The sequence below is a fragment of the Actinoplanes nipponensis genome (assembly GCF_016862275.1).
In the GTDB taxonomy this organism is placed as follows: domain Bacteria; phylum Actinomycetota; class Actinomycetes; order Mycobacteriales; family Micromonosporaceae; genus Actinoplanes; species Actinoplanes nipponensis.
Genome location: NZ_BOMQ01000079.1, coordinates 18,741 through 44,708 on the forward strand (window position 1 = coordinate 18,741; position 25,968 = coordinate 44,708).

22 protein-coding genes and 1 pseudogene are annotated in these 25,968 nt (G+C 73.2%); 16 read left to right on the forward strand and 7 right to left on the reverse strand.

Features of this window, described 5'->3' with window-relative positions:
- Positions 1 to 32 precede the first annotated feature (32 nt).
- Positions 33 to 1,751: a CTP synthase gene (gene pyrG, locus Ani05nite_RS33030; RefSeq protein ID WP_203774878.1), complete on the forward strand. Its 1,719-nt coding sequence runs from the start codon at positions 33 to 35 to the stop codon at positions 1,749 to 1,751.
- On the forward strand, positions 1,748 to 2,344 hold the full coding sequence (locus Ani05nite_RS33035) for an NUDIX domain-containing protein (RefSeq protein ID WP_203774879.1): 597 nt from the start codon (positions 1,748 to 1,750) through the stop codon (positions 2,342 to 2,344). Before pyrG ends, Ani05nite_RS33035 begins: the two co-directional genes overlap by 4 nt.
- Positions 2,345 to 2,383: 39 nt before the next feature.
- On the opposite strand, the gene Ani05nite_RS33040 is transcribed toward Ani05nite_RS33035, so the two are convergent.
- Complete coding sequence (locus Ani05nite_RS33040; protein ID WP_203774880.1) at positions 2,384 to 3,385, reverse strand: LLM class flavin-dependent oxidoreductase; 1,002 nt, start codon at positions 3,383 to 3,385, stop codon at positions 2,384 to 2,386.
- A gap of 165 nt (positions 3,386 to 3,550) precedes the next feature.
- On the opposite strand from Ani05nite_RS33040, the gene Ani05nite_RS33045 reads away from it, so the two are divergent.
- The 10 genes and pseudogenes from Ani05nite_RS33045 to Ani05nite_RS33090 all read left to right on the forward strand — a co-directional run bounded on the left by Ani05nite_RS33045 (position 3,551) and on the right by Ani05nite_RS33090 (position 13,458).
- Positions 3,551 to 4,177, forward strand: a complete 627-nt coding sequence (locus Ani05nite_RS33045) for an RNA polymerase sigma factor (protein WP_203774881.1) — start codon at positions 3,551 to 3,553, stop codon at positions 4,175 to 4,177.
- On the forward strand, positions 4,174 to 5,172 hold the full coding sequence (locus Ani05nite_RS33050) for a CU044_5270 family protein (protein WP_203774882.1): 999 nt from the start codon (positions 4,174 to 4,176) through the stop codon (positions 5,170 to 5,172). Before Ani05nite_RS33045 ends, Ani05nite_RS33050 begins: the two co-directional genes overlap by 4 nt.
- A 156-nt stretch (positions 5,173 to 5,328) precedes the next feature.
- The gene (gene ald / locus Ani05nite_RS33055) at positions 5,329 to 6,444 is read left to right on the forward strand and encodes an alanine dehydrogenase (protein ID WP_203774883.1); all 1,116 of its coding nucleotides are present in this window, start codon (positions 5,329 to 5,331) and stop codon (positions 6,442 to 6,444) included.
- Between the two features lie 14 nt (positions 6,445 to 6,458).
- Positions 6,459 to 7,355 (forward strand): site-specific tyrosine recombinase XerD, encoded by an 897-nt coding sequence (locus tag Ani05nite_RS33060; RefSeq protein WP_203774885.1) that lies wholly within the window; start codon positions 6,459 to 6,461, stop codon positions 7,353 to 7,355.
- 128 nt (positions 7,356 to 7,483) lie between these two features.
- The gene (locus Ani05nite_RS33065; RefSeq protein ID WP_203774887.1) at positions 7,484 to 8,416 is read left to right on the forward strand and encodes a ParA family protein; all 933 of its coding nucleotides are present in this window, start codon (positions 7,484 to 7,486) and stop codon (positions 8,414 to 8,416) included.
- A 1-nt stretch (position 8,417) separates the two neighbouring features.
- Positions 8,418 to 9,101 carry a zinc metalloprotease gene (locus tag Ani05nite_RS33070; protein ID WP_203774889.1) on the forward strand — a complete coding sequence of 228 codons (684 nt, stop codon included), beginning with the start codon at positions 8,418 to 8,420 and terminating at the stop codon, positions 9,099 to 9,101.
- A 261-nt stretch (positions 9,102 to 9,362) separates the two neighbouring features.
- Positions 9,363 to 10,529 (forward strand): RNA ligase RtcB family protein, encoded by a 1,167-nt coding sequence (locus tag Ani05nite_RS33075; RefSeq protein ID WP_203775081.1) that lies wholly within the window; start codon positions 9,363 to 9,365, stop codon positions 10,527 to 10,529.
- Positions 10,526 to 11,143, forward strand: a complete 618-nt coding sequence (gene prfH, locus Ani05nite_RS33080) for a peptide chain release factor H (protein WP_239130877.1) — start codon at positions 10,526 to 10,528, stop codon at positions 11,141 to 11,143. Before Ani05nite_RS33075 ends, prfH begins: the two co-directional genes overlap by 4 nt.
- 156 nt (positions 11,144 to 11,299) lie before the next feature.
- A pseudogene (locus Ani05nite_RS33085) lies at positions 11,300 to 11,815 on the forward strand (DUF4872 domain-containing protein); the annotation flags it as partial.
- A 137-nt stretch (positions 11,816 to 11,952) separates the two neighbouring features.
- Positions 11,953 to 13,458, forward strand: coding sequence for a vanadium-dependent haloperoxidase (locus Ani05nite_RS33090; RefSeq protein WP_203774893.1), 1,506 nt, complete (start codon positions 11,953 to 11,955; stop codon positions 13,456 to 13,458).
- A 64-nt stretch (positions 13,459 to 13,522) separates the two neighbouring features.
- On the opposite strand, the gene Ani05nite_RS33095 is transcribed toward Ani05nite_RS33090, so the two are convergent.
- Positions 13,523 to 15,745, reverse strand: coding sequence for a molybdopterin oxidoreductase family protein (locus tag Ani05nite_RS33095; protein ID WP_203774895.1), 2,223 nt, complete (start codon positions 15,743 to 15,745; stop codon positions 13,523 to 13,525).
- A gap of 104 nt (positions 15,746 to 15,849) precedes the next feature.
- Here Ani05nite_RS33095 and Ani05nite_RS33100 point away from each other — a divergent pair, with 104 nt between their 5' ends.
- Positions 15,850 to 17,925 carry a M6 family metalloprotease domain-containing protein gene (locus Ani05nite_RS33100; RefSeq protein WP_203774897.1) on the forward strand — a complete coding sequence of 692 codons (2,076 nt, stop codon included), beginning with the start codon at positions 15,850 to 15,852 and terminating at the stop codon, positions 17,923 to 17,925.
- A 15-nt stretch (positions 17,926 to 17,940) separates the two neighbouring features.
- Here Ani05nite_RS33100 and Ani05nite_RS33105 read toward each other — a convergent pair whose 3' ends face one another.
- Positions 17,941 to 18,552: a DUF6518 family protein gene (locus Ani05nite_RS33105; protein ID WP_239130892.1), complete on the reverse strand. Its 612-nt coding sequence runs from the start codon at positions 18,550 to 18,552 to the stop codon at positions 17,941 to 17,943.
- Between the two features lie 130 nt (positions 18,553 to 18,682).
- On the opposite strand from Ani05nite_RS33105, the gene Ani05nite_RS33110 reads away from it, so the two are divergent.
- The gene (locus Ani05nite_RS33110) at positions 18,683 to 19,063 is read left to right on the forward strand and encodes a VOC family protein (RefSeq protein WP_203774901.1); all 381 of its coding nucleotides are present in this window, start codon (positions 18,683 to 18,685) and stop codon (positions 19,061 to 19,063) included.
- On the opposite strand, the gene Ani05nite_RS33115 is transcribed toward Ani05nite_RS33110, so the two are convergent.
- Both Ani05nite_RS33115 and fucP read right to left on the reverse strand, forming a co-directional pair.
- Positions 19,054 to 20,340, reverse strand: coding sequence for an ABC transporter substrate-binding protein (locus Ani05nite_RS33115; protein WP_203774903.1), 1,287 nt, complete (start codon positions 20,338 to 20,340; stop codon positions 19,054 to 19,056). The two genes, Ani05nite_RS33110 and Ani05nite_RS33115, sit on opposite strands and share 10 nt — an antisense overlap.
- On the reverse strand, positions 20,337 to 21,677 hold the full coding sequence (gene fucP / locus Ani05nite_RS33120; protein ID WP_203774905.1) for an L-fucose:H+ symporter permease: 1,341 nt from the start codon (positions 21,675 to 21,677) through the stop codon (positions 20,337 to 20,339). Before fucP ends, Ani05nite_RS33115 begins: the two co-directional genes overlap by 4 nt.
- A gap of 136 nt (positions 21,678 to 21,813) precedes the next feature.
- On the opposite strand from fucP, the gene Ani05nite_RS33125 reads away from it, so the two are divergent.
- The gene (locus Ani05nite_RS33125) at positions 21,814 to 22,302 is read left to right on the forward strand and encodes an inorganic diphosphatase (RefSeq protein ID WP_203774907.1); all 489 of its coding nucleotides are present in this window, start codon (positions 21,814 to 21,816) and stop codon (positions 22,300 to 22,302) included.
- On the opposite strand, the gene Ani05nite_RS33130 is transcribed toward Ani05nite_RS33125, so the two are convergent.
- Both Ani05nite_RS33130 and Ani05nite_RS33135 read right to left on the reverse strand, forming a co-directional pair.
- Complete coding sequence (locus Ani05nite_RS33130; RefSeq protein WP_203774909.1) at positions 22,287 to 23,171, reverse strand: UbiA prenyltransferase family protein; 885 nt, start codon at positions 23,169 to 23,171, stop codon at positions 22,287 to 22,289. The two genes, Ani05nite_RS33125 and Ani05nite_RS33130, sit on opposite strands and share 16 nt — an antisense overlap.
- 52 nt (positions 23,172 to 23,223) lie before the next feature.
- Positions 23,224 to 23,538 (reverse strand): hypothetical protein, encoded by a 315-nt coding sequence (locus Ani05nite_RS33135; protein ID WP_203774911.1) that lies wholly within the window; start codon positions 23,536 to 23,538, stop codon positions 23,224 to 23,226.
- A 96-nt stretch (positions 23,539 to 23,634) separates the two neighbouring features.
- Between Ani05nite_RS33135 and Ani05nite_RS41990 the strand changes: the two genes are divergently transcribed.
- Entirely contained in the window at positions 23,635 to 25,947 is a 2,313-nt protein-coding gene (locus Ani05nite_RS41990; RefSeq protein ID WP_203774912.1) for a tetratricopeptide repeat protein, read from the forward strand.
- Positions 25,948 to 25,968 lie beyond the last annotated feature (21 nt).

Consider the following 25,968-nt stretch of genomic DNA (forward strand, 5'->3'; position numbering starts at 1 on the left):
CGATCGCATCTGACCGACCACGGGAGCAGGCCTTGGCTGCAACATCACGCGAGACGCGGCACATCTTCGTCACCGGGGGCGTCGCCTCCTCGCTGGGCAAGGGCCTCACCGCCTCCAGCCTCGGCAATCTCCTGACCGCCCGGGGACTGCGGGTCGTCATGCAGAAGCTCGACCCCTACCTCAACGTCGACCCCGGCACGATGAACCCGTTCCAGCACGGCGAGGTCTTCGTGACCGAGGACGGCGCGGAGACGGACCTCGACGTCGGGCACTACGAGCGGTTCCTGGACCGGGCGCTGGCCGGCAAGGCGAACGTCACCACCGGGCAGATCTACTCGTCGGTGATCGCCAAGGAGCGCCGCGGTGAATACCTGGGCGACACCGTGCAGGTCATCCCGCACATCACCAACGAGATCAAAGAGCGCATCTTCGCGATGGCCGATCCCGACGAGTACGGCCGCACCCCCGACGTGGTCATCACCGAGGTCGGCGGCACCGTCGGCGACATGGAGTCGCTGCCGTTCCTGGAGGCGATCCGCCAGGTGCGCCACGAGATCGGCCGGGACCACGTGTTCTACCTGCACGTCTCGCTGGTGCCGTACCTGGCGCCGTCGGGCGAGCTGAAGACCAAGCCGACCCAGCACTCGGTGGCCACGCTGCGCAACATCGGTATCCAGCCGGACGCGCTGGTCTGCCGCAGCGACCGGGAGATCCCGGAGAAGCTCAAGCACAAGCTGTCGCTGTACTGCGATGTCGACCGTGAGGCCGTGGTGGCCTGCCCGGACGCCCCGAGCATCTACGACATCCCGAAGGTGCTGCACCGCGAGGGCCTGGACGCCTACGTGGTGCGCCGGCTGGGCCTGTCGTTCCGGGACGTGGACTGGTCCAGCTGGGACGACCTGCTGGAGCGGGTGCACCACCCGCGCCGCACGATCACGGTGGCGCTGGTCGGCAAGTACGTCGACCTGCCGGACGCGTACCTGTCGGTGAGCGAGGCGATCCGGGCCGCCGGCTTCGCCAACCACGCCCGGGTGCAGCTGCGCTGGGTGCCCAGCGACGACTGCGACACCCCGGCCGGCGCCGCCTCCGCCCTCAAGGGCGTCGACGGCATCGTCATCCCCGGCGGCTTCGGCATCCGCGGGATCGAGGGCAAGATCAACACCTCCCGGTACGCGCGGGAGAACGGCATCCCGATCCTGGGGCTGTGCCTGGGCCTGCAGTGCATGACCATCGACGCCGCGCGCCACCTGGCCGGCCTCGAGGGCGCCAACTCGCTGGAGTTCGACGAGGGGGCCCCGCACCCGGTCATCTCCACGATGGCCGACCAGCAGGACATCGTGGCGGGCCGGGGTGACCTGGGCGGCACCATGCGTCTGGGCGCGTACCCGGCCGCGCTGGCCGAGGGTTCGCTGGTGGCGGAGGCGTACGAGAGCACCGAGATCTCCGAGCGGCACCGGCACCGCTACGAGGTCAACAACGCCTACCGGGACCGGCTGGCCAAGGCCGGCCTGCGGTTCTCCGGCACCTCGCCGGACGGGCGGCTGGTGGAGTTCATCGAGCTGGACCGCGAGACGCACCCGTTCTTCGTGGCCACCCAGGCGCACCCGGAGCTCAAGAGCCGTCCGACCCGCGCGCACCCGCTGTTCGCCGCGTTCGTCAAGGCCGCCGTGCAGTACGCGGCCGCCGACGAGCTGCCGGTCGAGGTGGCCGAGCCCGGCCCGGCCGAGAAGACCGCGGTCGCGGCGTCATGACGGCCTTCGCGCACGAGACCCTCTCGCGCACCGAGCGGTACGCCGGCCCGATCTTCACGGTGTACTCCGACCAGGTCACCATGTCGGGCGGGGGCACCGCCGGGCGGGACGTGGTGGTCAACAAGAACGCCGTGGTCGTGGTCGCCCTGGACGACGTCGACCGGGTGGTGCTGATCAAGCAGTACCGGCACGCGGTCGGCCGGCGGCTCTGGGAGCTGCCCGCCGGGCTGTGCGACGTCGACGGCGAGGACCTGGTCGTCACGGCCGCCCGGGAGCTGGCCGAGGAGGCGGACCTGCGCGCCGCCCGCTTCGACCTGCTGGTGGACCTGCACACCTCGCCCGGCTTCAGCGCCGAGACGGTCCGGATCTTCCTGGCCCGGGAGCTGACCCCGGTGCCGCCGGACCAGCTGCACGAGCGCACCGACGAGGAGGCCGACATCGAGGTCGTCTGGCGCGACCTCGACGAGGCGGTCGCCATGGTGCTGCGCGGCGAGATCACCAACGCCGCCGCGGTCGGTGGTCTGCTGGCCGCCAGCCGCGCCCGCGAGGACGGCTGGGCGACGCTGCGCCCGTCGAGCACCCCGCCGTTGTGAGTTCTGACCGGTGCGCCCGCCGCTGCGGGCGTACCGGCGTCAGGCCTTGAGAAACGCCTCGCCGGTGAGCTCCACCGAGCGCACCCGGTCGGCGATCTCCGTGGCGTAGTGCGCCACGATGACCTCGTCGGCGCCCGCGGAGGCGGCGAAGTCCGTCAGGTAGTCGCGGACCTCGTCCGGCGTGCCGACCGCGGTGTACCTGGTCATCTGGGCCAGCTGGCGCCCGTTCGGCGAGGCCAGGAACGCGTCGATCTCCGCGTCGGTGAAGTTCCGGCCGACCGCGCCCCGCGAGATCATCGCCCGGGTGCGGGCCCGGTAGGCGACCGTCATCTGCCCGACCGCGTCGTCGTGGTCCTCCGCGGCGAACACGTTGGCGCCCGCTATCACGTACGGCTCGGCGAGCTGGTCGGACGGCTGGAACGTCTCCCGGTAGATCTCGACCGCCCGGTGCAGGTGGGTGGGGGCGAAGTGCGAGGCGAACGCATACGGCAGGCCGAGCCGCGCCGCCAGCTGGGCGCCGAACAGCGACGAGCCGAGGATGTACAGCGGCACGATCTCGGGCGCCCGGGGCACCGCCTGCACGCCGGGGACGCGCGTCCGGCCGCTGAGGTAGCCCTGCAGCTCCAGCACGTCCTGCGGGAACGTGTCCGCGGCGGTGGGGTCGCGCCGCAGCGCCAGCATGGTGTTCTGGTCGCTGCCGGGGGCTCGCCCCAGCCCCAGGTCGATGCGGCCGGGGAAGAGCGTGGCCAGGGTGCCGAACTGCTCGGCGATCACCAGCGGGGAGTGGTTGGGCAGCATGATCCCGCCGGCGCCGAGCCGGATGGTGTCGGTGTGCGCGGCGATGTAGCCGATCAGCACGCTGGTCGCGGAGGAGGCGATCGACGCCATGTTGTGGTGCTCGGCGTACCAGACCCGCCGGTAGCCGCTGCGCTCGGCGGCGCGGGCGACGGCGACGCTGGCCTCGAAGCTCTCCCGGGGCGCCTGGCCGGCGGTGATCGGAGCGAGATCGAGCAGAGCCAGGGGGAGCGGGTCGGTGGCCATGACCGAATCCTCCGTCGCGCCGGTCGCGCCATCAACTCACCGCGGTCCCGCGTGACCACCGTCATGATGCGCACGACGGCGGGCGGCATGCGCTCGCCCCTCCGGCGGTGACGCGGTGTGACCACGGACACAGGAACTCGGTGTCGCGAGCGGACAGGAACGGTTGTGAACTCTTCTCAGCGGGCCCGGATACGCGCTGGCGACACCGCGGCGTTCGGGCAGCTCTTCGAGGACCATGCCCGTGCGGTGTACCGGCACGTCGTGCGGAGCAGCGGCAGCTGGAGCTCGGCCGAGGACATCGTGTCGCTGACCTTCCTGGAGGCCTGGCGGCTGCGCGGCAGCCTGCGGCCCGACGGCGACAGCGTGCTGCCCTGGCTGCTCGGCATCGCCGTCAACGTGACGCGCAACAGCCGGCGTACGGCCCGCCGGCACGCCTCCGCGCTGATCCGGCTGCCGCCGGCCGAGGCGATGCCGGACTTCGCCGACGAGCTGGTCAACCGGATGCGCGACAGCGAGCAGCTGGCCGCCGCGGCGACCGCCCTGCACCGGCTGCGCCCGGCCGAGCGGGAGGTCTTCACGCTCTGCGTCTGGTCCGGGCTCGACTACGCGCAGGCCGCCGAGGCGCTCGGCGTGCCGGTCGGCACGGTCCGGTCCCGGCTGTCCCGGGCCCGGGCCCGGCTGCGGGAGCTGACCGCGGACGTGCCCGGCCCCCGGGAACCGGAGCGGGGCAGCGGACAGGTACAGGGTGGCCGTACCGGTACGGCCCGATCGCATCAGGAGGGCAACCGATGAACCAGTCACCACGACTCGACGCGGCCGAACGGGCCGAGCTGGCCCGCCTGCTGCCGCCGCCGGGAAACCCGGTGCTGAGCGCCGACCGTCACGATCTGCTCAAGGACGCCTTCCTGCACCAGATCACCGAGACCCGCGCCCCCCGGTCTCCCCGCCGCTTCGCGCTGCTCGCCGTGCCGGTCGCGGCCGCGGTCCTGGTCGCGGCCGTCGTCGGGGCGGCGGTGCTCGGCCGGACCGGCAACGGCGGAGCGACCTCCTTCACCAGCCCGGTCGTGACGGTCGCCGCCGGCGACGCGGCCGGGGTGGCGCCGCTGATGGAACGGGTGGCCCTGGTCGCCGGCCAGGAGTCACCGATGCCGGTCGGCGCCGACGAGTACGTCTACATCAGGAGCAAGGTGGCCTGGCTGGTCTTCCCCGGGGACAGTGGCTCCGGGCCGCAGGAGGCCGGGGTCGACGCGCGAGTCCTGGACCAGGTGCACGACCGCGAGCTCTGGGTGCCCGCGTCGCAGGGCAGTGAGGGGCTGATCCGGGAGCGCGGCGAGACGTTCGGGCTGACCGGCGCGGTGCCGAACAGCCGCTACGCCGGCCTGCCCAGCGATCCGGACGAGCTGCTCGAGCGGGTCCATGCCGACACCAAGGGCCGCGGCGGCGGTCCGGACGCCGCGGCGTTCGACTTCCTCGGTGAGGCGCTGCGGGAGTCGCTGCTGCCTCCGCCGGTGGCCGCCGCCATCTACCGCGCCGCCGCGAAGATCCCCGGCGTGGTGCTGGTGGCCGACTCGGTCGACGCGGAGGGCCGGCACGGCGTCGCGGTGGCCCGCACCGACCAATTCGGCGAGCGCCAGGAGTGGATCTTCGACGCGCGGACCCTCGCGTACCTCGGCGAGCGTTCGTACCTGGTCCGGGACACCGGGGACGGCAAGGCCGGCATGCTCACCGCCACCACCGCGGTGCTGGCCCGCGGCGTCGTCCGTGCCGCGGGTGACCTGCCGGGATAGCCGCCGGCGCCGGGATCGCCGGGCAAACGGTCCGGCTTCTTGATCTTCGCGCAACAGATCGGCAGTATCTTCCACTTGGTGGGACGGTAACCTGCGAAGCAGCCCGTCTCGGGTAAGAGCCATCGACGTCTCTCCCGGAAAGGACGGTGTCGACTCATGAAGGTCGGCATTCCGAGCGAAGTGAAGAACAACGAGTTCCGGGTCGCGATCACCCCGGCGGGGGTCTTCGAGTTGAACCGGGCCGGTCACGAGGTCTACGTGCAGGCCGGCGCCGGTACCGGCTCGTCGATCACCGATGCCGACTATGTCGCCGCCGGTGCCACGATCCTGGACGGCCCGGACGACGTGTGGGCCACCGGCGACCTCATCCTCAAGGTCAAGGAGCCCGTGGCCGAGGAGTACGGCCGGATGCGCGAGGGTCAGGTGCTCTTCACATACCTGCACCTGGCGGCGTCCAAGGAGTGCACCGACGCGCTGCTGGATCGTAAGGTGACCGGCATCGCGTACGAGACCGTGGAGCTGCCGGACCGCTCGTTGCCGCTGCTGGCGCCGATGTCGGAGGTCGCAGGTCGGCTCGCGCCGCAGGTCGGGTCCTACCATTTGATGCGTTCCGGTGGTGGGCGTGGCGTGCTCATGGGCGGTGTCCCGGGCGTGTACGCGGCCAAGGTCGTGGTCATCGGCGCCGGCGTCTCCGGTATGAACGCGGCCGCGATCGCGTTGGGCATGCAGGCCGAGGTGTTGGTGCTGGACAAGAACATCGCGCGGTTGCGGGCGGCGGATGCCGATTACCGTGGGCACCTGCAGACGATCGCGTCGAACGCGTACGAGATCGAGAAGGCGGTCATCGATGCCGACCTGGTCATCGGCGCGGTGCTGGTGCCCGGCGCCAAGGCGCCGAACCTGATCTCCAACGAGCTGGTGTCGCGGATGAAGCCGGGCAGTGTGCTGGTCGACATCGCCATCGATCAGGGTGGCTGCTTCGAGGATTCGCGGCCGACCACGCACGCCGATCCGGTCTACCGGGTGCACGAGTCGATGTTCTACTGCGTGGCCAACATGCCCGGCGCGGTGCCGCACACCAGCACGTACGCGCTGACCAACGTCACCCTGCCGTACGCCTTGGAGCTGGCCAACCGGGGCTGGCGCGACGCTGTCAAGGCCGACCCCGCGCTGGCTCTGGGCCTGAACACGCACGCCGGGCACGTCACCTACGGTCCGGTCGCCGAGGCCCACGGTATGCAGGCGCTGTCGCTGGCCGAGGTGCTCAGCTGAGCCTGAGCCGGGCCGTGCAGACCTACCTCGACCATCTGACCGTCGAGCGCGGGCTGTCGCGCAACACCCTGGCGTCGTACCGCCGGGACCTGGACCGCTATCGGGAGACCCTGGCCGCGGCCGGCGTCGGCGCGCTCGCCGACGTCACCGCGGCCCAGGTCACCGCCCACCTGGCCGAGCTGCGGGCCGGGTCGCCGGAGCACCCGCCGCTGTCGGCGGCCTCGGCGGCCCGGGCCGTCTCCGCGGTCCGCGGGCTGCACCGCTTCGCCGCCCGCGAGGGCCTGGTGGCGCACGACGTGAGCCGCGAGGTGAAGCCCCCGGCCCCGCCGAAACGCCTGCCCAAGGCCCTCGACGTCGACCAGGTGACCCGCCTGCTGGCCGTACCGGGCTCGCTGCGCGACACCGCGCTGCTCGAGGTCCTCTACGGCACGGGCGCGCGGATCTCCGAGGCGGTCGGGCTCGCCGTCGACGACCTGGACTTCACCGACGACCCGGCGGTCACCCTGCACGGCAAGGGTGGCCGCACCCGGCTCGTCCCGCTCGGCCGCTACGCCCGCGCGGCGCTGGAGGCGTACCTGGTGCAGGAACGGCCGTCGCTGGTCGCCAAGGGTCACGGCACCCCGGCCGTCTTCCTCAACGCCCGCGGCGGTCCACTGTCGCGGCAGAGCGCCTGGACGATCCTGCACCGCGCCGCCGGGGCCGCGGGGTTGCCCGTGGAGGGCCCGCACGCCGTGTCGCCGCACACCCTGCGGCACTCGTACGCGACGCACCTGCTCGACGGCGGGGCGGACGTCCGCGTCGTCCAGGAGTTGCTCGGCCACGCCTCGGTGACCACCACGCAGGTCTACACCCTGGTGACAGTGGACCGGCTTCGCGAGGTGTACGCGACCTCGCACCCGCGCGCTCGTTAGACGGTGAGCGTCAGTCCCTGCGACACGCCGAACGGCTGACCCCGGTCGGGCGGTCCTCGTGGCGTACAGTCGGGCATCGGCTCCGGCTGCGGGTCGAGAGGGGTCGGATGTGAAGGGGGGACCGGGACGTGAGCGGAAATCATGATCGCGCTGAGGCGTGGACCAATGCCCTGCGCGACCAGCAGAGCTCGCTGGACCTCGGCGCCGACCTGGGCCCGGCCGACCCGACGGCTTACACGATGCGCCGGCCGATCCCCGAGCCCATGCCGACCGACCGGCACGGCCCGGCGCGGATCATCGCGCTCGCCAACCAGAAGGGTGGCGTGGGCAAGACCACCACGACCATCAATCTGGGCGCCGCCCTGGCCGAGTACGGCCGCAAGGTGCTGCTCGTCGACTTCGACCCGCAGGGCGCCTGCTCGGTCGGCCTCGGCGTCAACCCGCACAACCTCGACCTGAGCATCTACAACCTGCTCATGCAGGACGACGTCACCGCCGAGGACGTCATCATCAAGACCGATGTGGCCGGTCTGCACCTGCTGCCGGCCAACATCGACCTGTCGGCCGCCGAGATCCAGCTGGTCAACGAGGTCGCCCGGGAGATGGCCCTGGCCCGGGTGCTGCGCACCGTGCGCAAGGAGTACGACTTCATCCTGATCGACTGCCAGCCCTCGCTGGGCCTGCTGGCGATCAACGCGCTGACCATCGCGCACGGCGTGCTCATCCCGCTGGAGTGCGAGTTCTTCAGCCTGCGGGGCGTGGCCCTGCTGCTCGACACCATCGACAAGGTCCGCGAGCGGCTCAACTTCGACCTGGAGCTCGAGGGCATCCTGGCGACCATGTACGACAGCCGCACCACCCACTGTCGCCAGGTGCTGCAGCGCGTGGTCGAGGCGTTCGGCGACAAGGTGTACCAGACCGTCATCACCAAGACGGTCAAGTTCCCGGAGTCCACGGTGGCCGGCGCGCCGATCACCAGCCTGGACCCGGCCAGCTCGGGCGCCCGCAACTACCGCCAGCTCGCCCGCGAGGTCATCGCCGCCAAGGCGGAACGGGGCTAGGTTGCTGTTCGCCCTCGGCGAACCGGTCGCGTTCGTCGCGCTGGTCGTCGCCTTCCTGCTGGCCCTGCTGCTGCGCGCCTTCGCGATCCGGATCACCGCGCGCGCCCTGCGACTGACCGGCCGCCGCGACCCGCTGACCCCGCGCCCGCGCGAGGACGTCGACCCGTTCGGCGCCGTCGCGGCGGCCGTCGGCGGCATGGGCTGGGGCCGGATGATCTCGGTCGACGAGGTGCCGCGTCACCACGGCCGGGGCCGGGCGGCGGCGGTCTTCGCGGCCGGGCCGGTGCTCTGCATCCTGGTCTCGCAGCTGCTGTTCGCCGCGTACGTGGTGCTCTTCCCGGAGAACCTGCTGTCGGTGCTGAACATGTCGAACGTGCTGCGCGGCTTCACGCTGCCGCTGGGCGAGCAGGTGCTGCTCTGCCTGGCGGTCGGGCTGCTGGCCTTCGGGCTGCTGGCGCTGATCCCGATCCCGCCGCTGGACGGCTTCGGGCTGCTGTGGTCGGCCCTGCGCCGGCCGGGGGCGGGGGCGCAGCAGATGCGGCTGTGGCTCGAGGACAAGAACATCGGCGTGCTGATCCTGCTGGTGTGCTGTTTCTTCCCGCTGAGCTATCCGCTGCTGCTGGTGATCCTGGACGTGCTGGGCGTGCTGTTCCTGCGGCTGTGGGGCGGGCCGCAGCCGCTCTGAGATCAGGCGAGGCCGTGCTCGGCGGGGCTGCCTCTGAGCTCATGGGGCCATTCAACCGCTCGGAGGCTTGGCGGTAGGGCAGCGCAATGCTCTCCCGGAGCGCCCCCTCGTCCACCTGATCCATCCGCTTCAGGTACAGGCACCCTCCGGGGAGATTCCCGGCCCGCGCCGGGCGGAAAAGCGTTTGCCCGTCCCGGGTGATCTCCCGCAAGCTGCACGCATGACGTACTGACGGACACCACCTCGTGAAGCCACCGACCGCTGCCTCCGTCAGTGAGAGAGAACTCCTTGTCCCAGGAAAAGACTGCCTCCGTCACCGTGTTCGCCGGCCACGGAAGCTGGATCGAGTCCGACGCCGTCACCCAGTGCCACCAGGTCGCCGCCCTGCCCGGCATGATCCACGTGGCCGGCCTGCCCGACCTGCACCCCGGCAAGGGCGCCCCGATCGGCGCCGCGATGGCCTCCGCCGTGCTCTACCCGCACCTGGTCGGTTCCGACATCGGCTGCGGCATCGCCGTGTTCCCGATCGGCCTCAAGCGGGTCGTGCCCGAGCGCCTGGCCGGCCGCTTCCCCGACCTCGACCGCTCCCCGGAACCGGACGACCCGGCCTGGGACGCCGTGGCGGGTGACATCCCCGCCGGCCATCGCGACGGCCTGGGCACGGTGGGCCGCGGCAACCACTTCGTGGAGCTGGCCCGGGTCGGGACCGTGCTGGACGCGGGCCACGCGACCCGGCTCGGGCTGACCGCCGGCGACCTGGTGCTGATCGTGCACAGCGGCTCGCGCGGGCTGGGCGAGCGGATCCTGCGCGCGCACACCGAGGTGCTGGGCGCGGGGCCCGCCGCCGACCCCGCGGCGTACCTGGCCCGGCACGACGATGCCGTGCGCTGGGGCTCGCTGAACCGCCGGCTCATGGCGGCCCGGGTGGCCCGCGCGCTGGGCGCCGAGCCCGCCGGGCCGATCGTCGACGAGTGCCACAACCTGGTCGAGGTGCGCGACGGGACCTACCTGCACCGCAAGGGCGCGGCGCGCGGGGACGGCCGGGACGTGCTCGTGGCCGGCACCCGGGGCACCCCGTCGTACCTGGTGGCCGCGCACGCCGGCCCGGAGGCCAACTACTCCGTCGCCCACGGTGCGGGGCGCAAGATGTCCCGCGCCGACGCCCTGGTGCGGGGCCGGGCCAAGCACACCGTCGAGGAGCTGCGCCGTACCCCGGTGGGGTCGCTCGTGGTCTGCGGCGACCGGCAGCTGCTGTTCGAGGAGGCGCCCACGGCGTACAAGCGGATCGAGCAGGTGATCGGCGACCTCGTCGGGTCCGGGCTGGCGACGCCCGTGGTCACGACCGTGCCGGTGGTCACGTACAAGACGCGGGACCTCGGACCGGCGGCGCAGCGCCGGGACCGCCGCCGCGGCCGGGGGCGGTCGTGAGCGAGCGCCTGCACCTGCTGCTGTCGGCCGGGCGCGGCCCGCAGGAGTGCGCCTGGGCGGTGGCTCGGCTGCTGCGGCGGCTGGAGGCCGAGGCCACCCGGGCGGGTCTGACGACGCGGCGGGTCGAGACCGTGGTGGGCGAGCGGCCGGGCACGTTCCGGTCGGTCCTGGTCCGGGTCGCCGGCGCGGGCGCCGGCCGGTTCGCCGGTACGTGGACCGGGACCCTGTGCTGGCAGGCGCCGAGCCCGTACCGGGCCGGGGTGGGCCGCAAGAACTGGTACGTGATCGCCCAGCCGTGCGAGCCGGGGCCCCGGCGGACGGCCTTCGCCGAGGCCGACGTCGAGATCGTGGGTTGCCGCACCGGCGGCCCGGGCGGCCAGCACCGCAACAAGGCGAGCACCGCGGTCCGGGCCACCCACCGCCCCTCCGGGATCGTCGTGGTCGCCGACACCGAGCGGCAGTTCGGCCAGAACCGCCGGCTCGCGCTGGAGCGCATCCGCGAGCGTCTCGAGCGGGACGACCGCAGTGGGCAGCGGGCCGTGGTGGCGGGCCGCCGGCGCATCCACGACGACCTGGTCCGGGGCGACCCGGTCCGCACGGAACGCCCCCGGTAGCCGCTGACCGCCGGACCGGTTGCCCGGCGACGGGGTCCCGGGGTTGACTCTGGTCCCGGGCAACCGGTCCGGGCCGGGGGAGGCGGGGAATGACGGTGTCAGCGGGCGGTCGGCACTGCGAGACGAGCACGCTCGACGTGCTGCCGCGGCGCCCGCGGCCCCATGACGGCGCGCAACCTCTCGTACACGGTCACCGGCCCGGTCCGGTCGGACCTGGGCGCCGCCATCCGGGCGGCGGTCCGCGGCAACGCGGAGGCCTTCCTGCGCCCGCCCATCGCCAATCTCGGGCATCGCGGCATCGCCACGGCGGCCCGGCGGGTCACCGGGTGGCTGGAGCGGGCCGGTGACCCGCCGCGCGACCTGGCGCTGGCCGCGACGCTGATGGAGCACGGCGGCACCGGCGGCGCGCTGTTCCGCACGATGTACCACGAGTTCCTCGCCGAGTGCTGCGCCGTCGTCGACGACGCCAACCTTCGCGTCGCCCACCACATGTACGGCGAGATCGCACCACTGTGGACGGAAGTGGCGCAGGCCGTCGCGGCGGCCGGGGCGACCGGGGACGCGGCCCACCTGGCGCACGCCGCGGCGACCCTCACCGACCTCGCGGAGCGGGAACGCCGGGCGATGCAGGCCCTCGCCGAGGTGCGTCCCGGCCTACCACTTCATGACTGATCGGCGTGGCCCCGTAACGCCTGGCGAACTTTCATCAGACGTGAATACTGCGACTGTCGTCATTGGACTCCCCGCCCATAGCCTGTTGGAACTTCTGACGCCGCCACGGGGGTGGGCGCAGAAAACGGGGAGGATTCATGCTGTCCACGGACAGGCAACCACGACTGTCGCGCCGCATGGGCGTGATGATCGTCGTCGCGGCGGTGCTCGCCGCGTTCTTCCAGGCCGTGCTGCCGGCGCGGCCGGCGCGGGCCGTCATCGCCACCGACCACGTCACGTTCTGGAACACCGTTCTGCTGGACACGTACCGGGCGCAGCGCAACGACGCCGCGACGCCGACGCGGCTCAGCCGGGCCGGGGCGATGATGCACATCGCGATGTACGACGCGGCCAACTCGGTGCTGTGCGCCCGGCGGGCGGCGGACTGCCTCGGCCAGCCGTACGTGATCAAGGTGGCCGCCGGCGGTGACTTCAACACCAGCCTGGACTACGCCGCGTACACGGTGCTGAACAACCTCTACCCCGACCGCGCGTCGGTGTACCTGGGCAAGCTCAACGAGGCGCAGGACGGCATCGCGGCCTCGCCGGCGCAGACCTCGGGCCGGTCGGTCGGCGAGCAGGCCGGTCAGGCCATGCTGCAGAGCCGCGCCGGTGACGGCTCCGCGGCGCCGATGTCGTACACGCCCGACACCGCGGTCGGCGCCTTCCAGCCCAACGGCTCGCCGGTGACGCCGCAGTGGGGCGCCGTGCGGCCCTTCGCGATGACCAGCGGCTCGCAGTTCCGGCCGGAGCCGCCCGCCGGCGGGTCCACCTACCAGGACGTGCTGACCAGCGCGGAGTACACCGAGCAGTTCGACGAGGTGCGGCGGCTCGGCTCCCGCACGTCGACGGACCGCACCGCCGACCAGACCAAGGCCGCGTTCTTCTGGGCCAACGACGCCGACGGCACCTACAAGCCGCCGGGCCAGCTGTTCACGCACACCCAGATCGTCGCCAACAACCAGAACGTCTCGGCCGAGTCCAAGGTCAAGCTGTTCGCGCAGGTCGCCCTGGCCATGGCCGACGCGGCGATCCTGGCCTGGGACGCCAAGTACAACACGCCGGTGGACCTGTGGCGGCCGAACGCCGCCATCCAGAACGCCGGCGCCGACGGCAACCCGGACACCCCGCAGGAGGCGTGGCAGCCGCTGGCCCGGGCCACGCCGAACTTCCCGTCGTACGTGTCGGGGCACGCCACCTTCGCCTACACCTGGGCCACCGTGATGAAGCACTGGTTCGGTCGCGACACCATCAGGTACACCGGCGGCACCGAGGACCCCGACGCTCAGGGGGTGCAGCGCACGTTCGCCAGCTTCAGCGCGGCCGCGGACGAGGACGCCCACAGCCGGCTGTGGCTCGGCGTGCACTGGCACTTCGACGCCGACAGCGTGCTCAGCCCGGGCACCGAGCTCGGCGAGTACACCGTCGACAACACGCTGTACTACAACACCTCGCCCACGGAGCTGCTGTACCAGCACCGGGACGGCGTGACCAACCCGTCGACGGTCTGCAACAACACCGGCCGGCAACTGTCCAATGAGCACCGCTGGGAATTCTGGCGGTGCGCGGTGAGCGGCACGTCGTTCGACCTGTACGTGCGCTGACCCCTGCTCCGCACGGCTGTTCCCCGCGGCCCGGGCTCGCTCCGGCCGCGGGGAACACGCCTTTTCAGGCCTCGGCCTTCACCTGCACCGGGATGCCGTTGAGCACGCTGTTGCCGGAGAGCTGGTCGATCGCCAGCTCGTCGGTGAGCACGTTGCTGTTCACGCCGGGATGGGCGCCGGCCACCGTCATCCGGGTGCCCGGCCGGTCGTGACCCCACCCGTGCGGCAGGCTGACCACCCCGGGCATCACCCGGTCGGTGACCTCGACCCGCGCCGACAGGGTGCCCGCCCGCGACGTCACCTGGGCGGCGCCGCCGTCGACGAGGGCGAGCCGGGCCGCGTCGGCCGGGTGGACCTGCAGGGTGCACCGGTCGCGGCCCTTCACCAGCGCCGGCACGTTGTGCATCCAGCTGTTGTTGGAGCGCAGGTGGCGCCGGCCGACCAGGACGAGATCGTGGTGGTCGCGGTCCAGCGCGACGCGCAGCCGCTCGACGTCGGCGGCGATCGGGGCGGCGTACAGCTCGACCCGGCCGCTCGGGGTCTGCAGCACCCCGGGCAGCCGGGGTTGCAGCGGGCCCAGGTCGACCCCGTGCGGGTTGTCCAGCAGCCGGTCCAGCGACAGCCCGCCGGGCCGCGCGCCGAAGCCGTCGCCGTACGCCCCGGTGCGCAGCGCCACGTCGAGCAGCCGCTCGGCCGGGTGGTCGCCGCGGACCAGGGCCCGCAGCTCGGCCGCCGGTGTTCCCGTGACCGCCTCCGCGCGCTGCAGGGCCAGACCCAGCAGCTGGTCGTGCAGCACGGCCGGGTCGGCGGCGGCGCCCGCCCCGGCGGCGATGAGCGTGAGCCGGGCGAGGATGTCGCACTCGTCCAGGCCCGCCGGGTCCGGGGCCAGCGCCGGCGGCGAGTACGCCGCGAAGTTGCGCACCGCCAGGCCCAGGAACGAGAAGTCGTAGTGGCCCTTGCGGGCCGGGTCGCCCGGCGGCAGGATCACGTCGGCGTGCCGGGTGGTCTCGTTGAGGTACGGGTCCACGCTGACCATGAAGTCGAGCCCGTCCAGCGCCCGGTCCAGCCGCTCGCTGTTCGGCGTGGACAGCACCGGGTTGCCGGCCACCGTCACGAACGCCCGGACCTGCTCGGCCCCGGGCGTGTCGATCTCGTCCGCGAGGGTGGCCACCGGCAGCTCGCCCTTGACCTCGGGCAGTCCGCGGACCCGGCTGTGCCACCGGCCGACCCGGAAGCCCTTGCCACCGGCTCCGGCGCGGGGACGCACGTGCGGGGCGAGCGGGAACATGACGCCGCCGGGGCGGTCGAGGTTGCCGGTGAGCACGTTGACCACGTCGACGAGCCAGCTGGTCAGGGTGCCGAACTCGACCGTGCAGGTGCCGATCCGGCCGTACACCGCGGCGGTGGGCGCGGCGGCGAGCTCCCGCGCCAGCCCGCGGATCCGTTCCGCCGGTACGGCGCAGACCGCGCTCACCCGCTCGGGCGGGAACGCCCGGGCCAGCTCCCGCACCTGGTCGACGCCGGTCACGTGGGCGTCGAGGCCGCCCAGGTCGACCAGGCCCTCGGCGTACAGGGTGTGGACGATGCCGAACAGCAGGTACGCGTCGGTGCCCGGGCGGATGAACAGGTGCTCGTCGGCGTGCTCGGCGGTGCGGGTGCGACGCGGGTCGACGACCACGAACCGGCCGCCGCGCGCCTGGATCGCCTTGAGCCGGCCCGGGAAGTCGGCCGCGGTGGCCAGGCTGCCGTTGGACTCCCAGGGGTTGGCCCCGAGCACCAGCAGCAGGTCGGTGCGGTCGAGGTCGGGCACCGGGATGGTCAGCGGGTTGCCGAACAGGTAGCCGCAGGACACGTGCTTGGGCATCTGGTCGACGGTGCTGGCCGAGAAGATGTTGCGGCTGCCCAGGGTGCGCAGCAGCGGCGCCAGGTAGAGCCCGCCGGCCATCGTGTGCACGTTCGGGTTGCCCAGGTAGAGGGCCACGGCGTGCGGGCCGTGCCGTTCCAGGATCGGGCGCAGTCCCTGTTCGACCGCCTGGAACGCCTCGTCCCAGCCGGCCTCCACGTGCCGGTCGCCGCGGCGTACCAGGGGGCGGCGCAGCCGGTCCGGATCCGCGGCGAGCTCGCCGAAGGTGGCGCCCTTGGGGCAGATGAAGCCGTGGCTGAACACGTGCTCGCGGTCGCCGCGCGCCGCGACGATCCGGTCGTCGCGCGTGGTGAGCTCCAGGCCGCAGGCGGCCTCGCAGAGGGGGCACGTCCGGAACGCCGTACCCGTGGCGGTATCGGCCATGTCGATCACCCGCTTTCTTTTGTTACTCGGCAGTATCCTGCCACGACCGCGCCCCCTTCCCCCAGGGATTGATCGGTGTCACTTCAACGGGGAGGATGGCGAGGATGAGCGGTGGTGTGCGGCGAGCTGTGGTCCCGGTGCTCTCGGTGCTGGCGTTGATGCTGGCCGGCGTGCCCGCGGCGGCTCCGGCCGCGGCGGCCCCGCCCGGCGGCGACCCGGAGCATCCCTGGCGGATGCGGCACTGGCCGCAGACCCAGCCGTGGCAGCGCGACCAGCCGGCCGCCCGGATCGCGGCGGCGGGCGCCCCGCGACCGGTCGACCCGCAGCGCTACGAGCTGCCCGACACGATGACCTGGGACGACTACCGCGCCGTGCCCGGCGCCGACTGGGCCGACCCGGCGGTGCCCGGCTCGGTGCGCACCTTCCGCGGCGCGCTGGTGCTGGCCGACTTCGCCAACCAGCCGTTCGTGGTGACCCAGCCGGCCCACTCCACCGTCTTCGGCAACCCGTCCACCGTGCACGACCTGCCGCGGGCCGACGTGCCCGCCTTCTACCGCGACTTCCTCAACCGGCCCGGCGGACTGAACCGCGGCCACACCATCCACGAGTACTGGATGGAGGACTCGGGCGGCCGCTACGGCATCGAGCTGGGCGCGTTCGGCGTCTACCGGATGCCGGCCAAGAGCCACGAGTACGGCATCGAGAACTCCATGCAGCGCGGCCTGGGCTGCCCGGCCGGGGACACCTGCGGCCGGGACCTGCGCGCCGACGCGCGGGCCGCCTGGCTGGCCGACGTCGGCGCGGACGAGGCCGCGCGGTACGACTTCGTCTTCTTCCTCGCCGCCGGGCAGGACGAGTCGTCCACCTGGCAGGAGTTCGGCCCGATGAAGTTCACCACCCGCGACGAGGTCACCGACGCGTTCGGGCCGCCCGACGAGACGCTGCCCAACTGGAACGCGACCCGCTACGTCGACTGGACCTCCTGGCAGGCCTCGGCGACGATCTGGCCCAACGCCGCCAACGGCAGCTCGGTGCAGGCGGAGAGCTCGGGCATGTCCACCTACGCGCACGAGTTCAGCCACATCCTGGGCGTGGGGGACAACTACAACAACCCGTACTCGGTGCCCGCGCGGCGTGACTACAGCGGCCCGTGGGAGATGCTCAGCCGGGGCACGTTCAACGGTCCCGGCGGCCCGCACAGCCGCTGGCTGATCCCGGGCACCGCCGGCTCGTCCATGGGCGCCCAGCACATGCTGCGCAACAAGCTCAAGCTCGGCATCGTCGACGAGGACGCGGTGCTGCGGCTCTCCCGTGACGCGCTGACCGATTCCGGCGTGGTGGTGGCCAGGGTGACGGCCCGCACGGTGGAGCGGGGCCTGGCCGGGATCACCGTGACGCTGGACGGCGGCGACCGGAGCCCGGCGTGCGACCCGGCCGCCGACCCGTACTGCGACGGCGGCCGGTACGACGACTACACCGTCGAGGTGGTCGACCGGATGGGCTTCGACTCGTTCACCCCCGACTCCGGCGTGCTGCTGGCCAAGACCAAGAAGGCCGACGCGGCGCCGTTCATCTGGACCGTCGACGCCAACCCGCAGGACATCGACAAGGTCGACTTCGTGCGGCCGGACGGCACCCCGCAGAAGATGACCATCGGCGACTACCGGCAGCTGTCCGACGCGCTGTTCCACGCCGGCACCGGCTCGGGCAGCGAGTTCGAGTACGCCGACACCGCCAACGGCCTGCACTTCTACATCCTGGACCGCAAGCGCGACCGGGCCGGGGTGCTGTCCTACACGGTCGCGGTCCGCTCGCTGGCCGGCGCCGGCCCGCACACCCGTGGCGTCACGGCCACCCGGGCGACCGCGCGGGTCGCCTCCTCCGGCTGGGCCCGCTGCCGCATCCCGGTGCGCAACACCGGCCGCACCGCCCCGGCCCCGGCGACGCCCCCGGGCGCGAGCGCCGGCCTGGACGTCTACCGGATCTCGGCGGCCGCCCGCGCCGGATGGACGGCCTGGCTGCCCCGCGAGGTCACCGCCGTGCCCAACGGCCGTACCGCCGCGGTGGACGTCTACGTCCAGCGTCCGGCCGGCACACGGCGCGGCACGACGGTGGCGGTCACGGTCACCTCGGAGAGCAACCCGGCCGCCACCGCCACCACGTCCTGCCGGGTGCGGTGACCGGGCCGCCCGCGCTCACCCGAACCGGGCCAGCGACAGCAGGGCGAAACCCACCGCGGCCAGCGGTACGGCGAGCAGCAGCGCGACCACCCGCCGCCGCCCCGTCCCGGCCACGAGCACGGTGACGACCACGCCGAGCGCGACGTCGATGAGCGCCGGCCACACCGGCTCACTGCCGTACCGGGGATCGCCGATGCGGCGCGCGAGCAAGGCCGCCTCGGCGACCAGCACGGCCGCCGGCATGGCCGCCGCCGCGGCCTGCCACGGTCCCGGCCGCCGCGCCGCGACCCCGGCCCCGCCGAACACCACGCCCGCGACCACGGCGCATCCCATCCACAGCAGCGCCACCGTGTCGACCATGTTCGCGACGTCGTCGTGCTGGATCAGCGCCGCGGCCAGGTGGTAGCTCGGCACGGCGACGACCAGCAGGACGACCGCCGCGGCGATGCCCCGCGCCCAGCCCCACCGCCCCCGGTAGGTGAAGAGGAAGGCGGCCACCGCCCACACCGCCAGGGAATTGCCCAGCCCGCCGAACGGGAACGGGACGTACTTGATCCAGACGAAGTCCAGCACCCCGAGCAGCACGCCGCCGATCAGGGCGGCCGGGGCGGCGTACCGGTTGATCATCACCTGCGCAGCCTAGGCACGCGGCCGGCGCCGCGGATCGCTCTGCCGGCCGGAACCGCCCGGCCCGTGATCGGCCGAAAGTCGCAGGGCCGACGTGTCCGGATCGCGGCGGCTCGTTCGTCGTAGGAGCATGACCTCCGACCTGATCCGCCTCAGTGCCGTCACCCTCGACTGTCCCGACGCGGGCGCCCTGGCCCGGTTCTACGCCTGCGTGATCGGCGGGGCGGTGACCTGCCTGGGCGCCCAGTGGGCCACCGTCCAGGGCCCGAACGGCCGCCTCGACTTCCAGACCGTGCCCGGCTACACGCCGCCGGCCTGGCCCGACCCCACGTCGTCGATCATGATGCACCTCGACTTCCTCGTCACCGACCGGGCCGCCGCCGAGGCGCGCGTGCTGGCCGCCGGGGCCGTGAAGGCCGACTTCCAGCCCAACGGCGGCCAGTGCTTCGTCTACGCCGACCCGGCCGGCCATCCCTTCTGCCTGACCACCTGGGACGGGGTTCAGCGCTGAGGGACCCGGCCCTGCGAGACGGCGTTGCGCAGGTCGGCGGCGAAGGCGTCCGGATCCCGGGTCCGGATGTAGGTCGACACCGCGTCGTAGAAGCCCTCCTGGAACTCCGGGCTCATGGACTCGCCGTGGGTGATCGACAGCAGCACCGGCGTGCTCCAGAACGTCCTGGACGCGTTCTGCTGGTAGGGCGACAGCCCGGAGACGTCGATGGTCCGCAGCACCGGGATCGAGCCCTTGGCCCGGTGGAACGCCACCTGGGTGGCCGGGTCGCTGATCGCGGACAGGAACGCCAGCGCGTTCCTGGCGTTCTCGGCCCGGGTGGCGGCGACGAAGACGTCGACCACGGCGAGGAAGCTGTCGCCGGTGCCGGGGAACGCCACGCCGGCGAAGTTCGTGCCCTCCGCGGCGCCACCGGCGGCGAGCTCGCCGTACGCCGAGTCGTTCATGGACTCGTACGCGCAGCCGCCCGCCGCCAGCTTCTTGGTGGCCGCATCCCAGGTCAGGCCGTTCGCCTCGGGGTCGGCGTAGGTGAGCAGCTCGCCGAACGCGCGCAGCGCCGAGGCGACCTTGCCGCCGCGCCAGTCGAGGCGGTCCGCGGTCAGGTCCGCCCAGCCCCGCGCGCCGATCGTGCTGAGCAGGACGTTCTCGAACAGCTCGACGGTGGTGAACGGGTCCCGGCCGCCCAGGCACAGCGGGGTGGCCCCGGTCGCCTTGACCTTCTTCAGGTCGGCCAGGAACGTGTCGAGCTGGTAGCCGGCCGTGGGTGGGGCGACACCGGCGCGGGCCAGCACCGCCGGGTTGAACCAGAGCACGTTGCTGCGGTGGGCGCCGGTCGGCACCCCGTACGGCTTGCCGTCGCGGCGCAGCGACCGCAGGATCGTCGGCTGCAGGGCGGCGTCCAGGCCCTCGGCGGCGAAGACCGACGAGACGTCGCGGACGACGCCGCGCCGGGCGTACCCCTGCACCGAGGCGCCGTTGAAGGTCTGCCACACGTCGGGCGGGTCGTTGCGTTGCAGCCGCTTGGCCAGCGTCACGATCGCCTGCGAGCCGGCGCCGCCGGCGACCGCCCCGTTGACCGCGTCGACGTCGGGGTGGGCCCGGCGGAAGGTGGCCAGGACGGCGTCGAGCGCGGCGGCCTCCGACCCGGAGGTCCACCAGGAGACGACCTCGAGCTTCTTGGTGTCGGTGGTGGCGCTGGTCGGCTCGTCGCCGCCGCAGCCGCCCACCGCGAGCAGGAGCAGCGCGACGGCCGCCGCCGCGGCCCGGCGGGCGCTCATGCCGCGCTCCCGGCGGTGCGCGGTTCGCTGGGCGCGCTGCGCAGGTCGTAGAGCGCGTAGAGCCCGACGACGGCGAAGCAGGCGGCCGGGACGATGAACGAGATCGCCGGGCTGGTCCGGTCGACCAGCCAGCCCTGCACGACCGGCATGATCGCGCCGCCCACGATCGCCATCACCAGCCCGGCCGCGCCGAACTTGGTGGCCGGGCCGAGGCCCTTGAGGGCCACGCCGTAGATGGTGGGGAACATCAGCGACAGCGAGAACGACAGCATGACCACGGCGATGACCCCGGCCATGTTGGGGCTGACCATGGCGAAGACGCACAGCACGATGGCCAGGGCGGCGAGCACGGCGAGCACCCAGGTCGCCCGGACCCGGCCGATGACCCAGGTCATCAGGAACCGGGAGGCCAGGAAGACCAGCAGGCTCAGCTGCAGGTAGAAGCCGCCCTTCTCCAGGCTGCCGCCGAGCGCCTGCTGCACGTACTGGATCAGGTAGGTCCACGCGCAGACCTGGGCGGCGACGTTGAAGAACTGGGCGATGACGCCGTACCGGTAGCGTTTGTGGCGCCAGAGCACCCCGAACAGGGCGCGGGTGCCGCCCTCGTGCGGCTCGGCGTCGGGGAACTCCTCGACGATCGGCGGCGCCTTCTGGCTGGCGATCGCCACGGCGATGAGCACGAGCACGAAGGCCAGCCCGAGGTAGGGCGCCATCACCGCGCCGAGCTCGCCGGCCCGGATGGTGTGCAGCTGGGCCGGGGTCAGCGACGCGATGTCCACCGGGTCGGCCAGCTTGGGCAGGATCAGCGTCGAGGCGAGCAGCACGCCGATGTTCGTGCCGACCGGGTTGAACGCCTGGGCCAGGTTCAGCCGCCGGGTCGCGGTCGCCTCCGGGCCCAGCGAGAGCACGTACGGGTTGGCCGAGGTCTCCAGGATCGAGCAGCCGGCGGCCATCGCGAACAGGGCCACCAGGAACGCCTCGTACGTCATGATCTTGCTGGCCGGGTAGAACGAGAACGCGCCGACGGCCGCCAGGCCCAGCCCGGTCAGGATCCCGATCTTGTAGCCGAAGCGCTGGTTGATGAAGGCCGCGGGCAGCGCCAGCAGGAAGTACGCGCCGAAGTAGGCCAGCTGCACCAGCGAGGCCTGGAACGTGCTCATCTCGAAGATGCGTTTGAAGCCGGCCACCATCGGTGTGGTCAGGTCCTGGGCCACGCCCCAGGCGGTGAAGCAGCCGATGAGGGCGATGAACAGCAGCACCATCCCGCCGCCGAGCAGCGGCGGGCTCTTGACTGCTTCGGTCTCGTCCGCGATCGGCGGGGGAGCAATGCTGGCCATCTGCGGGTCCTTCCGCCGCGGCGGGGACACCTCGCAAGATCGCGGAGGGTGACCTGCCGATTACGGCGACGCTACTCCGCCCATCCATCGAAGGAAACCACTGGGTGTAGCGTGCGGGGCGGAAGGGTGCGTGGTCATGGAGTTCGACGTCACCATCGAGATCCCCCAGGGAACGCGGAACAAATACGTCTTCGATCACGTGGCGCGCCGCCTGCGCCTGGACCGGACGCTGTTCACCGCGACGCAGTATCCGGCCGACTACGGCTTCATCGACGGCACGTGGACCCCGGAGCGGGATGCCCTCGACGCGCTGGTCCTGGTCCGCCAGCCCACCTTCCCCGGGTGCGTGATCCGGTGCCGGCCGATCGGCATGTTCCGGATGAGCGACGAGCACGGCCCCACCCCGAAGGTGATCTGCGTGCCCACCGCCGACGTCCGGCTCCAGGACCTGCGCGACATCACCGACCTGGACGCCTTCCTGCAGCTGGAGATCCAGCACTTCTTCGAGATCTACAAGGCCATCGAGCCCGGCAAGAGCGTCGACGTGGGCGGCGAGCGGTGGGCGGGCCGCGCCGACGCGGAGGCGCGGATACGGGCGGCGTTCCCGGCTCACGAGCCGACGTAGGCCAGCGCGAAACCGACGGTCGGCACCCCGAAGAGCAGAGAGACCAGCGCCAGCCGGGTGATCGTCGGGCGCCGGGTGAGGATCGCGTACGCGGCCAGCAGCACCGGCGCCATCACCAGCTGCGCGGTCAGCGTGGACCGTGGCACCAGCACGCCGAGCCAGGCGCACACCAGCGACACCGCCAGCGCCGAGCCCCACAACGCGATCCCGAGCCGGTACGCGAACCGGGCCCCGAACCGCACCGCGAAGGTGGTGTCCCCGGCCCCGGCGTCGGCGGCCAGGTCGGTCACCGTCGTCGGCAGGTACAGCGCGGCGGCGAACAGCAGCCCGATGAGCCCGAACGGCCACGGGAACTCCCACGGCGTACGGGTGATCGCCCACCCGGCCGCCGGCGACACCACCCCGACGACCACCGCGTTGACCGCGACGTCCCAGCCGGGCCGCGTCTTGAGCCGCAGCGGCGGCACGCTGTAGGCCCACCCCAGCAGCAGCACCCCGGCCACACCGAGCACGAACAACGGCCCGACCAGCAGGGCGCTGAGGACCGCGGCGGCCGCGATCACGACGTACCACCGCCGCAGCCGCTCGGCCGGGACCGCCCCGGTGACCAGGGGCGCGGTGGCCTTGCGCGGGTTGGCCCGGTCGCTGCGCAGATCGTGCAGGTCGTTCTGGGCGAGCACCGCGCCCCAGACGAGCGGGCCGAGCACGAGCAGCGCGACCAGCGCGCGGGGCACGTCGGCGCGAGCGGGCAGCCAGGCGTGTCCGGCCAGGACGGTGCCCAGGTAGGCGGGCACCCAGGAGACGGGCCAGAACCAGGGCCGGGACACCAGCACGAGCAGGGTGGCGGGGCGGTCGCGCACGGCGGTCATACCCGGGATCGTCCAACTGGGCGGCTGTGGAGTCGCTGAGAACGGGCCCGGCTCAGTGCGCGCGTCCGGCGCGCTCGACGACCGCGTGCCGCGGCCGGCGCGGATCGGTCGTCTGGTGGAACGCGCGCATGCCGCTGCTCAGCACGACGCCCCCGTCCGGCACGCCCCGCACCCACCAGTGCGGCTGGGGGATCGGCTGCCGGCAGGTCTCGCACCACCACCGCCACGTCGCCTGGCGCCGCGCGGGCCACTCCCGGTGCACGCGGATGCGCAGGTCCGGCACGCTGTCCGGGGCCCAGCGCATGGCGTCCTCGCTCAGGGAGACGTCCTGCAGCACGTTGTCGATCAGGTCCAGCACGTCGCGCATCCCGCCATGCTCGCACCGGGGCCGCCTTGATCTGAAGCGGTGCGTCCGGGGGCCGACAGCAGGTCCGCCCGGTGGGTAGAATTCGGACAGACCGTGATGCGGGGGGTGATGGCGACGCCCGAGGTTCCGGCCGTATCGGCCTGGCACGGCGAGTTGCTGGATCTCTTCCGGCGGCTCCGGGCGACCACCGTCCGGCCGGTGCGCCACGTCGCCGCCCGCGCGGGTTACGCGCCGGGCCATGTCAGCGAGGTCTTCAACGGCAAGAAGAAGCCCAGCCCGGAGGCCGCGGAGGCGATTGCGGCCGCCCTGGGCGCCGGGGCCGACGACGTCAGCCTGGCCCGGCTGTACGCCGAGCGGCTGGCGTCGACGACCGCCGGGCCGCGGGACCGGCTGCCGGTTCCGGACATGCTGCCGCCGCCGGGGACCTCGTTCGCCGGACGGCACGCCGAGCTGGCCGGGCTGACCGCCATGGTCGGGGCCGACGCGGAGGACGGCGTCGAGTGCGGCATCGTGGTCGTGGGGGCCGGCGGGGTCGGCAAGACCTGGCTCGTGCTGCGGTGGGCGCACACCCACCGCGACCTGTTCCCGGACGGCCAGCTCCACGCCGACCTGCGCGGCTTCCACCCCTCGGGCGCGCCGGCCGCGCCGGACGAGGCCCTGCGGGCGTTCCTCGGCCAGCTCGGGGTGCGCAGCTCCGCGATGCCCGCCGACCTGGCCGGCCAGGTCGCCCTGTACCGGCGGCTCACCGCGGGCCGGCGGCTGCTCGTGGTGCTCGACAACGTGCGCGACGCGGACCAGATCGGGCCGCTGCGCACCGGCCACCCGGGCTGCTGCGTGATCGTGACCAGCCGCGGTGAGCTCACCCGGCCGGTGATCCAGGGCGGCCTGCGGCGGCTGCGGCTCGGCATGCTCGATCCCGGACAGGCCCGGGAGCTGCTCACGGCCCAGCTGGGCGCCGCACGGCTGGCCGCCGAGCCGGATGCGGTCGCGCGGCTCGTCCAGCTCTGCGCCGGGCTGCCCCTGGCGCTGCGGATCGTCTCCGCGCGCGCCCTGCTGCATCCGGAGTGGTCACTGGCGTCGCTGGCCGCGGAACTCGCCGACGGCGCCACCCGGCTGGACGCCCTGGAGGAGGACGACCCCGAGCTCAGTCTCCGCGAGATCTTCACCCGCTCCTACCGCACCCTGGAGCCGGACGTCGCGCGTACCCTGCGCCTGTGCAGCCTGGCGCCCGCCGCCGACCTCGGCGGACCCTTGGCGGCGAGCCTGACCGGCCTCGCGCCGCCGGCGGCGTTGGCGGCGCTGCGCCGGCTGGCCGGCGCCAGCCTGGCCGAGCGGGTGACGCCGGACCGCTTCCGCCTGCACGACCTTCTCCGGCTGTACGGCATCGAGCGCGCCCGGAGCGATCCGGAGGAGGAACGCGCCGCGCTGCACCGCCTCATCGACCACTACCTGCACGGCGCGTACGCCGGTGAACGGGCGCTCGTCCCGCAGCGCCCGGCGATCGCGGTCCGGCCGGCCGCCGCGGGCACCGTCGTGCCGGCGCCGGCCGACCCGGAGGCGGCCATGGCCTGGTTCGACGAGCACTACGCCGCGCTGCCGCAGGTGCAGGTGATCGCGGAGGCGCTCGGACGCCCGGACGCGGTGTGGCAGCTGGCGTGGTCGCTCGACAACTACCACTACCGGCGGGGCCTGTCCCACCAGCAGCGGGACATGTGGCAGCGGGGGCTTTCGGCGGCCCGGTCCACCGGCGACACCGGCGCCGTCCTGCTGGCGACCCTGTGCCTGGGCAACGTCAGCGTCCGGATGGGCCGGCACGACGACGGCCTGCGCCACCTGGCGGAGGCGCTGCGGCTGGCCCGGGAGCGCCGCGACCCGACCGCGGAGGCCCAGACCCATCGCGTCCTGGGGCTGGCCTGGGAGGCCCGGGGTGACGACCGGCGGTCCCTGCGGTCGCACGCGGCCGCGCTGCGGCTGTTCTCGGCCACGGACGCGCCGATGTTCCGGGCGATCCAGCTCAACGCGGTCGGCGAGTCCTACGCCTACCTCGGCCACCTCGACCGGGCGCGGCGGTACTGCCGCGGCGCCCTGCGGCTGCACCAGGAGCTGGGCAACCGCAGCGGGGAGGCGGCCACCCTGGACAGTCTGGGCACCATCGCCCGGCGCGCGGGCCTGCGCGCCGACGCCCGGATGTACTACCAGCGGGCCCTGGACCTCTACCGGGCGGTGGGGCACGCCGCCGCCGAGGCCGACACGCTGCTGCGGCTGGGCGAGGTTCTGATCGAGGGCCACGATCCGGCCGCGGCCGTGGTCCTCCAGCAGGCGGCGAGCCTGCTGCGCCACCAGCACCGGTACGACCAGGCGGAACACGCCGACCGGCGGCTCGCCACGGTGTTCGCTCAAGATCAGTGAACGGTCCCGCGTTCTCGCAGG